Genomic DNA, 13,654 nt, shown 5'->3' on the forward strand with positions numbered 1-13,654 from the left:
TGTTCCCGGCCCCGGGCCCGGCGTCCGGCTCCGACAGGACGGCGGCCGCTCAGAGCCTCGCGAGGGTGGGCGCGCCTCCCGGGGCGAATTCGGTGTGGATGCGGTCGTACGGCACTCCCATGGCGACCAGGCGAGCGGTCGTCACCCGCACCATCTCGGTGGAGCCGCAGACGAAGACGTCTCCGCGCGGGATGATCCGGTGATAGTCCAGCGCGTCCACGGCGTTGTGCCTGGGCCGTTGCTGCGGCTCGTCGGACACCGTCTGGACGATCCGCAGGCGCCTGTGCTGTGCCCGCAGGCGCTGCAGGTCCCCGTTGTCGTAGGCGTCGGCGCTGCGCCGGACGCCGTGGAAGAGGTCGATGGCGGGGCGGTCGGGCACCCACACCGACTCCTCGATGAGCGCCTTGAGGGGGGCCAGACCCGTACCTCCCGCGATGAAGACCAGGTGCGAACTGCTCGCCCGGTCGAGCACGAGGGATCCTCGTGGCGGTCCCAGCAGGAGGCTGTCCCCCGGGCGCGTGTGGTGCATCAGCGCTGTGCTGACCCATCCCCCGGAGACCATCCGCACGTGGAACGAGAGCAGGTTGTCCTCGCGGGGCGCGTTCGCTATCGAGTAGGAGCGCCATACGCGGGGCCAGTGCGCGCTCTGCAGGGTGGCGTACTGGCCGGCCCGGAACGGGTACGGCTGGTCGGGGGCGACCGTGATCACGGCCACCTCGGGGGTGCGTACCTCGTGCGACACCACGGTGCCGACCCAGGTCGGGGGCGTCTGGGCGGCGTCCTGCTCGGCCGCCTGGATCATCACCTCGGCGATGAAGTTGTAGGCGGTCATCCAGGCGTCGTCGTAGGCGGGCAGCCAGGCGCCCTGCGCGTGGTACCGCATCGCGGCGACCAGGCAGCTCCCAACGGCGGGGTAGTGCTCGGGCCGGACCCCGTACTTGCGGTGGTCGCGGGCGAGCGTGCCGAGGTAGTCGCTCAGTCCCTCACCGTCCTCCAGGTTGAGCACCACCTGGGTGAGCGCCTGAAGCAGGCGGTCGCGCTGCATGTCCATCGCGGGAGGGAACATCTCCCGGATGTGCGGGTAGTTCGCGAAAAGTCTGCCGTAGAAGTGCATGGCAAGCTTGCCGGCCACCGGCTCGACGAGAGACCAGCTGTAGCGGATCAGCCCGATGTCAATTGTCATATCGTCACTCGACCGACTTCCCCGCTACCTCCCGCTCCCGCCCGGCGGACCTCACCTGCCCGACCCCGAAGTAGTCGTCCCCCGCCGGCCTGCGCCCCTCCGGCCTGCGCTCCCTGCGGTCCTGCCTGACCAGCAGCGGGATGTGCTTGGAGCAGTGAATGTAGGCCTCCTCGACCTCCACCGTGATCCAGCGCTCGGCGCGGCGGCCGGGCACGGTGCGGTCCTCGTCCTCCAGCCCGTAGCGGCGAACCGCGTCGTAGGCGGTCACGATGGTCGCCGCACCGTTCACGTGCAGTCCGACCAGGTCCTCGAAGAAGTCGACGAACAGCAGGCTGATGTGCGCGTTCTCCAGCATGTTTCCCATGCTGGCGAGCACGCCGTTCCCCCGGAACTCCGGGTACATCAGCCTCGTGTCATCCATGACCCGGACGAAACCGGGCGGGCCCGCCCGGAACGACGTGTCACAGTTGCCCGCCGCGTCCGAGGTCCCCACGAAGACCATTTCCTGACGGGCGACGAACTCGCGCATGTGCGGCGTCAGACGGTCGACGACCTGCCGGTCGTAGAACCGCTCCGCCCGCTCTCTGGTGGCGAAAAGCCGCTGGAGGACGTGCTCCCCCCTTGAACCCGGCAGTCCTTCGCCGTCATCCAGACCCCCGCGCGGCGCGTACTGCCCCATCACATCGCTCCTATTGGTCCTGAACACGAGGCTTGCGACACGAGCGGGCGCCGGCTCGCACCAGAGCGGAAGACCGAACCGAACAATCCTGCCCACATAAGCGATGGAGCCTAGACCATGTTCTCCCTTGTCCGAAATGGTTGGGAAAGTTTTCTTCGTCAGTCATGAGGACAACTCAGCTATTCCTGTCTCCCGGGATTCGCCTCGCGCCCCGCCGCCCTCCGGACCCGGCGCCACCCCGTCGCAGCCGGTCGGGAAAGGCCGTTACGGCAGGTCACTGGTCCGGTGACGGCTTCTCACCGCACCCGGACACAGCGCCCAGGTGGTGGGCAACGGACCGGTCGTGTTCTACGATTTCGCGGGCATGGCAGGCCATCCGTCATCCGGCCGCCCCCCTGCCGTTCAGCGGAGTCGTGAACGACACACGATTCGGCGATTGCCCGGCGGGAGGCCACTGATGAGCGGTTCGGATGGCGAGACCCGCGACGGCCCGGCCCACCCGTTGCGTGAGGTCGCCGGGGTCTTCCTGAAACTGGGCCTGATCGGGTTCGGCGGCCCCGCCGCGCACATCGCGATGATGCGCGAGGAGCTGGTACGGCGCCGCGGCTGGGTGTCCGACGAGCGTTTCGTCGACCTGATGGGCGCAGTCAACCTCATTCCCGGCCCCAACTCCACCGAGTTGGCCATTCACCTCGGTCACGAACGGGCGGGCCGGCGCGGGCTGATCGTCGCCGGAGTGTGCTTCATCTTTCCCGCGTTCACCATCGTGCTGGCGCTGGCCTGGGCATATGTCCGGTACGGCCAGACACCTGCCGTCGAGGGCCTGCTGTACGGGATCAAGCCGGTGGTCGTGGCCATCGTAGTCTGGGCTCTGGTGGGGCTGCTGCGGACCGCGATCAGGGACCGGCTGACCGCGGCCGTCGCCGTGGCGGCCCTGGCGGCCTACCTGATCGGGGCCGATGAGCTCGCCATCCTGGCGACCGGCGGGCTGGTGGTGACGGCGGTGCGCACCTGGGAGAGCCGGCCGCCCGGTGGCGGTCCGCCGGCCGTGGCGGCGCTGCCGTTCCTGGTCGGCCCCCGGCTCCCCGACCCCACCGGCGGCCGGCTCGCCCAGCTCTTCCTGGACTTCCTGAAGATCGGCTCGGTTCTCTACGGCAGCGGCTACGTGCTGCTCGCCTTCCTGGAGGGCGACTTCGTCGACCGGCTCGGCTGGATCACCCGGACCCAGTTGCTCGACGCGGTCTCCATCGGTCAGGTCACCCCCGGGCCGCTGTTCACCACCGCCACCTTCGTCGGCTACGTGGTCGCCGGATTCCCCGGCGCGGTGCTGGCCACAGCGGGGATCTTCGCACCGTCGTTCCTCCTCGTCGGCCTGCTCAGCCGCGTCGTCGACCGCATCCGCGACCGCGCCTGGTCCTCGGCCTTCCTGGACGGGGTCAACGCCACCGCCCTGGCCCTGATGGCGGGAGTCACCCTCCAGCTCGCGGGTGACGCGTTCGTGGACCCGATCACCGTCGGCCTCGCCGTACTGGCGCTGCTGCTGCAGTGGCGCACCCGGCTCAGCACCGTCTGGTTCATCGCGGTGGCCGCCGCGATCGGCCTGGTGCGAGCGGCGCTCAGCTACTGAGGTTGAACCTCCAGAGTTAGTATTCCAGCCGCACCCAGTGATCTCATCGCGGCGCGGGCCCGCACGAGCGCGCTGGAGAGCGACCTGCTGACGGTGGCCCGGCAGCTGCGAAGCATGGGCGTGCCCCAACGGCTGCTGGGGCGCCTGCTGGGCGAACGCGGCGGGATGAAGGCCGACACCGCGCGCAAGTGGCTGCAACGCCACGGCATCGAGGCCGACCTTGAGACCGAGGTCGGCACGACAGCGAATACGGCACCAGATGGCGCCGATCCCACGGCTCCCCCGGTCCCGGCACTCGGGCCAGATCCGTCGGCGCCGGTCGACCACCAGGCCGTCCCCGAGCCGGTAGACGAGCCGGTCCCCGCACCCGAGCCGATCGTTCCCGAGCCAGCCACCGAGCCGGGCAGGGCCGCACCGGCCGCTGCCCAGCCGCCCCGGACGCCGCCGCCCTACCCGGTGGCCACGCCCACCGCCAAGCCCGCCGAGGCCGCCGAGGCCGCGGTGTGGGAGCGCTACGGAGATCCGGCCAACGCCGTCGCTGGTACACCGACGACGAGCTCGACGCCGCTCAGGTCCTGGCCATGGGCGACGTCGACGGCGCCTCCTGGGTCATCGTTGCCGGCGACATCATCGGCACCGTCCGCCCGCACCTGTCGGCCCGGGAAACCCGTTCCGGGTGGGAGGCCCGCCACCGCGGCGGCGCCCCCGCCTACCACCTGAGCGGCAAGGGACTCGGCAGCCACCCGGCCACCCGGGACAAGGCGATCGTCGAGCTGGTGACCGACGCCCGCCTCCGCTGGGCCGAGCAGCGGCGGCGTGGTCGCGGCGCCTGAACCGTACCGACCGCAGCCCGATGTACCCGTGCATCTTGACGAACTGGTGCCCGCCGACCGCCGCGAACGCCCTCTAGACCTAGAGGGTTCCGGGGGTCAGAGAGATTTGGAACGGAATCCGGCGTTAACGGAGTCCTCCCAGGTCAGTAACCCCGTGCCGCTGCAGTCTTCTGGACGCGGTTAACGCCGGATCCTGTTCAGTTTCACAGCGCAACCTTGATCTACATTGCGTGACAGTAGGTAGCGGTTGGTAACGGTTGTGTCGCTCTGATGACGCTGTGTCTGTTGGGTCATACGTTGCGTACACGCCTGTCGACTTCCCGAGCGACTCAGAAGCGGCGAAGTGCGGCCGTTACGACGGTCCGCCCTCCCGGGCCGAGCAGGAGAAGATCTTTTTCCTCGACAACGAGGACATGGCCCTCATCAAGGGGCATCCCGGCCGACATATCAGATGCGGCTTCGCTCTCCAGCTGGTGACCGTTCGCTATCTGAGGTGCTTTCTGACCGATCCGCTGGAGGTGCCGAACGAGGTCCTGGACGTCGTCGCCGCCCAACTGCAGATCGATGATCCGTCCTGCGTGAAGCGTTACACCGAGCGGGACAAGACGCGGCTGGAACACACCTGGGAGATCGCCAAGGCGTTCGGTCTGACGGACTTCGCCTCGGCCGAGACCGAGCTGGCGGGCAAGGTGCGGGCGCACGCCTGGAACACCGGCGACGGCCCGACCGCGTGCTTCCAGTACGCGGTGCGCTGGCTGCGGCAAAATGACGTGTTGCTGCCCGGGATCAGCACGCTGACCCGGCTGGTGGCGCGCGAGCGGGAGCGGGCGACGCGGGACACCTGCACGACACCCTGGCCGCGCTGCCCAGCGCGCGGCAGCGGGCGGTGCTGGACCTGCTGCTGGAGCAGACCATGTCCTTGCCGTGACTGCCAGAGTCACGGCTGCTCGGCGGCTGTCTTGATCGAGCCGAGCCAGCGCGTCAGCTCGGCGTGCAGTTTCGCGCTGTTGTAGAAGAGCCCGAGCAGGGTGCCGGCCATGGACTCCTCGGTTCGCAGGAGCGTGGTTCCGTCCTGCCGGGTGGTGATGAGGTGGCGGTGCGCGGCGCGCGAGCCCATCGCGCTGCCGGTCCAGGTGATCTCGCGGAGCGGCTCGACGACGGCGAACCGGGAGGTGATGGCGGTACGGCCGTTGACCCAGGTGAACGGCGTATCCACCGTGATGTCGCCGTCGCCCGCGATGCGCACGTCGTGGATGGCTTGGTCGAATGCCGACCATGCGGTGGGGTCGGCGAGCAGGCCCCAGACCCGCTCGGCCGGTGCGTCGATCACCACCTCGTGCGCGGAGCGGATGGGCGCCTCCTCGTCGATCCGGTGCCGCTTGGCGTAGTTGTTGTGCAGCTCATCCAGCGACGGTCCGCGGTAGCGAATCTCCTGCAACATCTGGGCCCCCTATGCGTGATCACGAGCGGGCTGGGCGTTCGCCAGCCGTTTGCTCCGTCCACTCTCGTCAAGACCCTGGCCTGGATCAACGTAGACTTCACGCCCGTGCCGATAACGCACGGGTTATGACTAGGGGCGGGGCTTGTGGAACTTCGAGACATCGAGATCTTCCTGACGCTGGCCGAGGAGTTGCATTTCGGCCGGGCGGCCGAACGTCTGCACGTGTCCCAGGCCCGTATCAGCCAAGCCATCAGTCAGCAGGAACGCCGGCTGGGCGGGGAACTGTTCGACCGCTCTAACCGCCGTCAGATCCGCCTCACCCCGCTGGGCCAGCAACTCCGCGACGACCTTCAACCGATCTACACGAGCCTGAACGACAGCTTGGCACGCGCGCGAATGACCGCCGAAGGCATCGCCGGTGTGCTCACGCTCGGCAGCATGGGCCCGCAGGGCTGGATGATCCGCGAGATCGTCGATCGGTTCCGCAACCGACGTCCGACTGTCCGGCTCGTGCATCGCGAACTCAACGTCGTCGACCCGCTCACATCGCTTCGAGCCGGTGAGGTCGACGTGGCCCATCTGTGGCTGCCGGTCGGCGAACCCGACATCACCACCGGTCCGGTCACCCACACCTCATCGGTCGTCGTCGTCATGACCGCCACTCATCCGTACGCCGACCGGGAATCGCTGAGCTTGGAGGACTACGGAGACCTGACCTTCATGGGACACCGATCACCGATCCCGGCATCTATGGAAGAGGCGTTCCAACCCTTCCACACCCCGTCCGGGCGCCCGGTCGCCCGCGGCCCGGTCATCTCCAACTGGGAGGACGAGCTCAAGGTCATCAGCACTGGACAAGCCGTCGGTGCCGCCGCCGCCGAGGCCGCCCGCTTCTATCCTCGACCGGACCTCGCCTATGTCCCCGTGACCGATGCGCCGCCCGTTCGATGGGCTTTCGCCTGGCGCGCCACCGACACCAACCCGCTCATCCGTGCCCTCGCCGAGGCCGTCGACACCCTGCCGAGTCCAGGCTCGCGGCGCTGAAGAACATGCTGGCGGAGAGCGAATCCACTCATCACAGCAGTCAGTCGGCGAGCCTGACGACGCCGACCGGCCGCCTCTCGACCTGATGATCGTTCTTCGGCTACTCGTGGTTTAAAGACACCATCTCAGCTTGTTGTTTAACCTCTGAACTGCGCATTTGCTGCGTTAAGCCATGTCGGACGATATATCGGGCTGTAACGGCTCGGATGCTGGACGTGAAAGTGGCCACCGCCTCATCGTCGAGTTACCAAGACATCAAGATGAAGGCGGTGGCCGTGAGGTCCATGCTGACACGCGCTGCGGTATGCAGCCCAGACGCGCACCAGAAAGATCTCCGTACCGAAGCGCTGGCGGAGTTGTCGGGCTTCCGCAGCGACTTCTACGCCTGCCTGACCGCTCGGGCCGATGAGCTGTTCGAGCTGACCGAAGCGCTCTTGTGCACCGCCGGGCCGGTCACGACGCTGGTGGACCTGGCGCCGGCACCCGAGCACCGGCGCGGGCATGGCGCCTTGTACGGCGGGCTGAACCAGGGCCGCATCGAGATCAGCAGGTTCCGGCGGGCGCTGGCCGGTCTGCCGCTGCCCAGGGCGGCGGGCGGACGCCTGGTGCTGGCGGTGGATGTGTCCCCGTGGCTGCGCCCGGATGCGGCCACCAGCCCGAGCCGTTCGTTCTGCCATACCTACGGCCGCAGCAAGGATCAGCATCTGATGATCCCGGGCTGGCCGTACTCGGTGATCGCCGCGCTGGAGACGGGGCGGACCTCCTGGACTCAGGTGCTGGATGCGCTGCGGCTGGCGGCCGTGACCGCCGCTCAGGTCCGTGCCCTGCTCATCCGGCTGATCGAGGCGGGGCAGTGGCGGCCGGGTGATCCGGACATCCTGCTGGTGTTCGACGCCGGCTACGATCTGCCCTGCCTGGCCTTCCTGCTAGTGGCCCGTCACTGAATCTCGGCCGGGTAATTGCTCTCGAGCGGTGAAAGCGGCAACCTTCCTCCAGGATGTTGAGGAGGTGGTTGTGGCTCGCCGACCGGAAGTGTTCGTTCGTGCCCTGTCGATGGAGGAAGGCCGCAAGCTGCAGCGGATCACTCGGACCGCGAAGGATCCGGTGAAGCTGCGGCGGGCAATCGTGGTGATGATGTCCGGCCAGGGCCGGTCGGTCCCGGACATCACCTCGTTGATGCAGGTCAGCGATGACTATGCGCGCGATGTGATCCACGCGTTCAACGAGCGGGGGTTCGATGCGCTGGACCCAAAATGGAGCGGGGGCCGTCCGCCGACGATCAGTAGCCAGGTGCGCGAGCACATCTGCCTGATCGCCAAGACGGTCCCCGCCGAATGGGGCATCACCGGGCACTCGACCTGGAGCCTGAAGACCCTGGCCGAACACCTCCTCAAGCGCAAGGTGGTGGCCTCGATCAGCCGCGAGCACCTGCGCCGGATCCTGCGCAAGGGCGGGGTGAGCTGGCAGACCACCACCACGTGGAAGTCCTCCAACGATCCTGACTTCATCGCCGAGATGCAGCGCGTCCTGGACTTATACGACCATCCGCCCGAGGGAGGGCGGGTGATCTGCGTCGATGAGTTCGGGCCGCTGAACCTGATGCCGCGTAAGGGCAAACGCTGGCGTCCGGAGAAGTCGCCGGCGCGGCTGCGGGCCACCTACAACCGCTACCACGGCGTCATGCGCATGATCGCCGCCCTGGACCTGGTCACCGGCAAGCTGTATTACCGGATCCGCAAGCGCAAGCGGTGGCGGGAGTTCTTGTCCTTCCTTAAGACGCTCCGGGCACGCTGGCCAGGCGAAACCCTCTATGTGATCATGGATAACTACTCACCGCACAAGCATCCCGAGGTTCGCTCCTGGGCGGCCGAGCACGATGTCGAGCTGGTGTTCCTGCCGACCTACGGCTCGTGGTTGAACTGGATCGAGTCCGAGTTCGCAGCCTTGCGCTACTACGCGCTCAACGGCACCGATCACCGTAGCCACGACGAGCAGAACGCCGCCATCGCCGGCTACGTCCGCTGGCGCAACGCACAAGCCGTACCCAAGACCCGCTTCGCCGCCAGTTCACCCATCCGAAGCTGGACCAGTTACCCGGCCAAGGCTGCGTGACGAGCCACTAGATCACTTCCACCGGCTCCTGACCGCTTTACTCCGTCGCCGCAAGGCCGCGACCAGCACCCTCCTAGCCCGCCTGCTGGGCGCCACCCGCACCAACTTGTCCAACCAGTTCCAAGATGGCCACCGGATCCTCGACCTGCACAAAATCTCCGTCACGCCGATCCCCGGATCGCCCGCACGTACGCTCGAGCAACTGCAAGATCGTATTACGTCCGCCGATGACTGCCCCGCAGATCAACTCTGACAGTTATTCACGAACAAGCCCCCGGGAAGATCACCAATTGTCAGATCGGCGTGTTCCTCGGCTACGCCTCCACCCGGGGCCGCGCCCTGCTGGACCGGGAGCTGTATCTTCCCCGCCTGTCGTGGATCGCCGATACCGACCGATGCGCGCAGGCGGGAATCCCTGACGATACGGGGTTCGCCACCAAGCCGCAGTTGCTGCGGGCGATGATCGAGCGGGCGATCACCGCCGGAGTGCCGTTCTCCTGGGTGACGGCCGATGAGGCCTACGGCGACAACGGCCCCCTGCGACGCTTTCTGGAAACCGGGCAGATCGGCTACGTGCTGGCCGTAGCCCGTGATCACCAGATCACCACCGGCGCGGGCAAGGTCCGTGCCGACGTCATCGCCGAGAAGATCCCCAAAGCCGCCTGGCAACGACTCTCCTGCGGCCCTGGAGCCAAAGGAGAGCGACGTTATGACTGGGCGCTGATCGCCACCACCAGCCCGGCTCAGCGCCTGCTGATCCGCCGCTCCCTCAGCACGCCATCGGCACTGGCCTTCTACCTCTGTCACAGCCCGGCCCCGGTCTCCCTCTCCCGCCTGGTGAGCGTCGCCAGCGCACGCTGGACCATCGAGGAGTGCTTCCGAACCGGTAAGAACGAAGCCGTCCTCGACCGGTACCAGGTCAGGCTCTATCCGGCCTGGTACCGATACATGACACTGGCCATGCTCGCCCTGGCCTTCCTCGCCGTCACCCGAGCCACACTCGCAGGTGAACCGAACCCACCCGACCACGACCACATGACCACGGGTTCCGTCGGCCACACGATCGTGATCTCCGCTAATGAGATCCGCCGGCTGTTCGCATCGCTCACCCGGCCATCCATCGACGAGCATCACATCCGGCATTGGTCAGTGTGGCGGATACGCCACCAGACACGCGCTCGCCGAGCCCATTACCAGCGACAACGCAACATAGATCACTAAGTACGGCTGGAGTACTAACTCCCGGGCTTCAACTTCAGTAGCGTGCATTCTGGTCCCAGTGCGGGTCCACCCCCGGCGCCGAGTGACGTTGTCTTCCTGACCTGCGGGACGCAGAGCCCATAACGGCGAGAACGACTCTGGAGAGTTTCGCGAGGCACTCGCGCGTACACGTGCGCGGAACCCGAGGGGGGCCTTACCAGTTTCGCCAGGGCCTCTACACGCGCCGGGTATTGGTCTGACCGATATCCCTGCGAGATTGAACGCTAAGGATTGCTCCGGGAACCTCTGGACCGTTCAGAATCTGGGTTGGCTCGCTCACGATGGCTCAACTCGTTCCGAGACGATCAGTTGGCGCACGTTCTGGCGCGGATATTCCTCAACCTCAGGACTTCAGTAGCCTTCGAGAGCCGCCGACCAGCGTCTTTCGCGCCGATATCACCGCCTCACCACGCAAGGACTCGACGTTTCGGATGCCCTGAACGCGCTGAAGAAGCACGTGGAGGAGTTGACGGGGGAGGCGCAGGACGTCGAGGCGCAACCGGTGGATTCGAAGTCGGCTGAACGCGAGCTGGAACCGAACGCGCCGTCGAAGATGGATAGAAGCTATCTGTCCGTTTCTTCGGTTCTCGCCTGGCCGATCTATGTCCGGCTCCGGAACTTTGTTCGCGTAATGACAAATTTAATGATTTAGCTATACGATCGCCGTTCGTGATTGGAGTTGATCTTTCAGGAACCCGGTTGGCCAACGACCTGTTCTTTGTCATGCATGACAACGCGACCGGCCGGATGAGGCTTCATGCCCGCCTGACCGGTTTGGGGCTGGCCGCCGCCATTCTGGGAGAACTGATGCTCGCCGGGCGGATAACCGTGGGATTGGCGGCGGCGCAGATACGGCTCGTCGTTCTCGACGCGGCGCCGCCCGGAGACGCGCTCACCAGGACCGCCCTGGACCACATCATCGCCGAACCCTCGCATCGCTTCCCTACCTGGTTACAGTTCCTCGCCCGTACAGCACCCGCCGACGTGGCGGCCCGGATGACCGCCGACGGGCTGCTGCGCCCGCCCGGCAGACGCCCGTCGCGGAGGCAGGTGCCGGTCGACGTGAACATCGCGGCGTGGCCCAGTGGACGCGTCAACCTGGCGATCCAACGCCGTGAGCCACTCAGCGTCCAGGACAGCGTCCTGCTGGGGCTGCTCGTCGCGACCGGCAGCAACCAGCTCGTCCTGTGGGAGCAGAACCCGAGATACCTCTCCGATTCGATCACCGCCCTCCCGGCGCCGCTCCAGGAACTGATCGCCCAGACCGAGGCTGCCGTAGGCGACTCCGTCATCAGCCGCCGGTGAACCCACCCCCCTCATTCCAAGGATCCCCATGTCCGTGACAGAACAAAGGGCCAGCGCCGTTTCCGCCGCGCTCGCCCAGGACCGCCTCGGTGTGCCGTCGGTGGTGTTCTTCGTCATCTCGGCGGCGGCGCCGCTGACCGTCATCGGTGGCTCGGTGACCGCCGCCTACGCCGCGACCGGCGTGACCGGCGTACCGCTCGCCTTTCTCCTGCTCGGAGCCATCCTGGGCCTGTTCGCTGTCGGCTACGTGACGATGGCCCGTTACGTCGTCAACGCCGGGGCGTTCTACGCGTACACCGCGAAAGGACTCGGCAGGCCGGTGGGGGTGGCGACCGCGTGGGTCGCGTTGCTGGCCTACAACGCGCTCCAGGTGGGTCTCTACGGCATGATCGGTGCGGCCGCCCAGCCACTGATCGCCGACTGGTTCGGAAGCTCTCCGCCCTGGTGGGTCATCGGACTGGGCGCCTGGGTACTGACCGGGGTGCTCGGCCTCATGCGGGTCGACGTAAACGGGAAGATCCTGTCGGTCCTGCTGCTGACGGAGATAGCCGTCGTCGTCGTGTTCGACATCGCGGACCTGATCAACCCGGCGGCTTCGGGCTACAGCCTCGACGTCTTCGACCCGTCGAGCCTCTTCGTCCCCGGGATCGGTGCGGTGGTCGCGATCTGCATCGCGTCCTTCGCGGGCTTCGAGTCGTCGGTGGTGTTCTCCGAGGAGACCAAGGACCCGAGGCGCACGGTGCCGATCGCGACCTACGCCGCACTCGCCGTCATCTCCGGGCTCTACGCCGTGTCGTCCTGGGCGATGACCGTGCCGATCGGCTCGGACAAGATCGTCGAGACCTCGCGCGAGCAGAGTTCGGCTCTCCTGTTCAACCTGGCCGGGCAGCACCTGGGGGCGACCGTCGCCACCATCGGCTCCCTCCTCTTCGTGACGAGCCTCTTCGCCGCGCTGATCGCCTTCCACAACACGATCTCCCGCTACGTCTTCGCCCTCGGCAGGGAGAGGGTGCTGCCCGAGACCTTCGGTCGTACTTCCCCCCGGACCGGCGCCCCGGTCAACGGCTCGGTGGCGCAAAGTGTCATCGGGCTGGTCACGATCGTCATATATGCGGTCTTCGGCCTGGATCCGGTCGTCCAGCTGTTCTTCACCGTCGGATCGTTCGGTGGTCTGGGACTGCTCATGATGCTGGCGGCCACCTCGATCTCCGTGCTGGTCTTCTTCGCCAAGAACTCCAACGAGGAGAACGCCTGGCGGACCAGGATCGCCCCAGGTATCTCCTCGGTCCTGCTGATCGTGGTCATCGTGCTCGTCATGGCCAACTTCGACACCGTGCTCGGCGTGGCCCCCGACTCCCCGCTGCGCTGGATCATGCCCGCCGTCTACTTCGTCGCCGTGGGGCTCGGCGTCATGTGGGGACTCGCCCTGCGGGCCAACCGGCCGAAGGTATACGCGAACATCGGGCGGGGCGCCCAGGCGGCCGTGGGAGGGACCGAATGACAGAGATCATTCACGTTCAGCACGCTCCCGGAGCCGCCGAGACCATCGGCGCGATCATCGCCACCTCCTTCCACGAGCAGGAGATCTCGGCCTGGATGATCCCGCCGGACGACGACCGCCGCCGGGTGATGCCCCCCTTCTTCTCCATGATCACCGAGAGCGCCCTCATCCACGGCGAGGTCCACGCGACGGCCGACATGTCCGCCGTGGCCGTGTGGTTCCACAAGGGCGCCGAGCCGCTTCCCGAGATCCCCGACCGGGACGCCCGGGTGGAGGCGTTCGCCGGTCCCCACGCGGAGCGCATCGGGCAGATGGGGGAGGTGATGGACAAGCGCCACCCCCACGACCCGCACCACTACCTGGCGTTCCTCGCCGTGCTCCCCGGGCACCAGGGACGGAAGACGGGGACCCGGCTGCTCGAGGAGTATCACCGCGGGCTCGACGCGGCGGGCATGCCCGCGTATCTGGAGGCCAGCAGCACCCGCAGCCGCAGGCTCTACCTGCGCCACGGCTACCAAGACCTCGGCGACCCGATGTTCATGCCCGACGGCCCGCCGATGTTCCCGATGTGGCGCCCGCCGAACCCCTGACCCGAGTGCCGGCCCCCGCCCCCGGCCCATCATGACGCCGTTGGCGAATCAAGCAGACAGAGAGCACCCTCGTCATCAC

The 13,654-nt window shown here is 67.2% G+C and carries 14 protein-coding genes; 11 read left to right on the forward strand and 3 right to left on the reverse strand.

What is annotated here, in order from left to right; genetic code table 11:
* Positions 1 to 49 precede the first annotated feature (49 nt).
* Both OHA77_RS13000 and OHA77_RS13005 read right to left on the reverse strand, forming a co-directional pair.
* Positions 50 to 1,183 carry a globin domain-containing protein gene (locus tag OHA77_RS13000; protein WP_406318286.1) on the reverse strand — a complete coding sequence of 378 codons (1,134 nt, stop codon included), beginning with the start codon at positions 1,181 to 1,183 and terminating at the stop codon, positions 50 to 52.
* 4 nt (positions 1,184 to 1,187) lie between these two features.
* On the reverse strand, positions 1,188 to 1,862 hold the full coding sequence (locus OHA77_RS13005; protein WP_406318287.1) for a pyridoxamine 5'-phosphate oxidase family protein: 675 nt from the start codon (positions 1,860 to 1,862) through the stop codon (positions 1,188 to 1,190).
* A gap of 457 nt (positions 1,863 to 2,319) precedes the next feature.
* Here OHA77_RS13005 and chrA point away from each other — a divergent pair, with 457 nt between their 5' ends.
* The 3 genes from chrA to OHA77_RS13020 all read left to right on the forward strand — a co-directional run bounded on the left by chrA (position 2,320) and on the right by OHA77_RS13020 (position 5,335).
* Positions 2,320 to 3,489 carry a chromate efflux transporter gene (chrA, locus tag OHA77_RS13010; RefSeq protein WP_406318288.1) on the forward strand — a complete coding sequence of 390 codons (1,170 nt, stop codon included), beginning with the start codon at positions 2,320 to 2,322 and terminating at the stop codon, positions 3,487 to 3,489.
* 503 nt (positions 3,490 to 3,992) lie between these two features.
* Entirely contained in the window at positions 3,993 to 4,322 is a 330-nt protein-coding gene (locus OHA77_RS13015) for a hypothetical protein (protein ID WP_406318289.1), read from the forward strand.
* 278 nt (positions 4,323 to 4,600) lie between these two features.
* Entirely contained in the window at positions 4,601 to 5,335 is a 735-nt protein-coding gene (locus OHA77_RS13020) for a DUF4158 domain-containing protein (protein ID WP_406318290.1), read from the forward strand.
* Here the strand turns inward: OHA77_RS13020 and OHA77_RS13025 are convergent.
* Positions 5,260 to 5,763 (reverse strand): SRPBCC family protein, encoded by a 504-nt coding sequence (locus tag OHA77_RS13025; RefSeq protein WP_406318291.1) that lies wholly within the window; start codon positions 5,761 to 5,763, stop codon positions 5,260 to 5,262. The two genes, OHA77_RS13020 and OHA77_RS13025, sit on opposite strands and share 76 nt — an antisense overlap.
* Positions 5,764 to 5,952: 189 nt before the next feature.
* Here OHA77_RS13025 and OHA77_RS13030 point away from each other — a divergent pair, with 189 nt between their 5' ends.
* The 8 genes from OHA77_RS13030 to OHA77_RS13065 all read left to right on the forward strand — a co-directional run bounded on the left by OHA77_RS13030 (position 5,953) and on the right by OHA77_RS13065 (position 13,575).
* On the forward strand, positions 5,953 to 6,807 hold the full coding sequence (locus OHA77_RS13030) for a LysR family transcriptional regulator (protein WP_406318292.1): 855 nt from the start codon (positions 5,953 to 5,955) through the stop codon (positions 6,805 to 6,807).
* 284 nt (positions 6,808 to 7,091) lie between these two features.
* Positions 7,092 to 7,751, forward strand: a complete 660-nt coding sequence (locus tag OHA77_RS13035) for a transposase (protein ID WP_406318293.1) — start codon at positions 7,092 to 7,094, stop codon at positions 7,749 to 7,751.
* Positions 7,752 to 7,779: 28 nt separating this feature from the next.
* Complete coding sequence (locus OHA77_RS13040; RefSeq protein ID WP_406318294.1) at positions 7,780 to 8,919, forward strand: IS630 family transposase; 1,140 nt, start codon at positions 7,780 to 7,782, stop codon at positions 8,917 to 8,919.
* Between the two features lie 303 nt (positions 8,920 to 9,222).
* The gene (locus OHA77_RS13045) at positions 9,223 to 10,140 is read left to right on the forward strand and encodes an IS701 family transposase (RefSeq protein ID WP_406318296.1); all 918 of its coding nucleotides are present in this window, start codon (positions 9,223 to 9,225) and stop codon (positions 10,138 to 10,140) included.
* Positions 10,141 to 10,636: 496 nt separating this feature from the next.
* The gene (locus tag OHA77_RS13050) at positions 10,637 to 10,831 is read left to right on the forward strand and encodes a hypothetical protein (RefSeq protein WP_406318297.1); all 195 of its coding nucleotides are present in this window, start codon (positions 10,637 to 10,639) and stop codon (positions 10,829 to 10,831) included.
* A gap of 47 nt (positions 10,832 to 10,878) precedes the next feature.
* Positions 10,879 to 11,484 (forward strand): GPP34 family phosphoprotein, encoded by a 606-nt coding sequence (locus OHA77_RS13055; protein WP_406318299.1) that lies wholly within the window; start codon positions 10,879 to 10,881, stop codon positions 11,482 to 11,484.
* Positions 11,485 to 11,512: 28 nt separating this feature from the next.
* Positions 11,513 to 12,985, forward strand: coding sequence for an APC family permease (locus OHA77_RS13060; protein ID WP_326820371.1), 1,473 nt, complete (start codon positions 11,513 to 11,515; stop codon positions 12,983 to 12,985).
* Positions 12,982 to 13,575: a GNAT family N-acetyltransferase gene (locus OHA77_RS13065; RefSeq protein WP_406318300.1), complete on the forward strand. Its 594-nt coding sequence runs from the start codon at positions 12,982 to 12,984 to the stop codon at positions 13,573 to 13,575. Before OHA77_RS13060 ends, OHA77_RS13065 begins: the two co-directional genes overlap by 4 nt.
* Positions 13,576 to 13,654: the final 79 nt, after the last annotated feature.

Source organism: Streptosporangium sp. NBC_01639, assembly GCF_045209755.1.
Taxonomy (GTDB): domain Bacteria; phylum Actinomycetota; class Actinomycetes; order Streptosporangiales; family Streptosporangiaceae; genus Streptosporangium.

What these genes read in the sequence shown, in the direction of transcription:
- OHA77_RS13005 (WP_406318287.1), bottom strand. Translation starts at nt 1,862, where the DNA reads ATGGGGCAGTACGCGCCGCGCGGGGGTCTGGATGACGGCGAAGGACTG.
- OHA77_RS13035 (WP_406318293.1), top strand. Translation starts at nt 7,092, where the DNA reads ATGCTGACACGCGCTGCGGTATGCAGCCCAGACGCGCACCAGAAAGAT.
- OHA77_RS13065 (WP_406318300.1), top strand. Translation starts at nt 12,982, where the DNA reads ATGACAGAGATCATTCACGTTCAGCACGCTCCCGGAGCCGCCGAGACC.
- OHA77_RS13060 (WP_326820371.1), top strand. Translation starts at nt 11,513, where the DNA reads ATGTCCGTGACAGAACAAAGGGCCAGCGCCGTTTCCGCCGCGCTCGCC.
- OHA77_RS13000 (WP_406318286.1), bottom strand. Translation starts at nt 1,183, where the DNA reads ATGACAATTGACATCGGGCTGATCCGCTACAGCTGGTCTCTCGTCGAG.
- OHA77_RS13025 (WP_406318291.1), bottom strand. Translation starts at nt 5,763, where the DNA reads ATGTTGCAGGAGATTCGCTACCGCGGACCGTCGCTGGATGAGCTGCAC.
- chrA (WP_406318288.1), top strand. Translation starts at nt 2,320, where the DNA reads ATGAGCGGTTCGGATGGCGAGACCCGCGACGGCCCGGCCCACCCGTTG.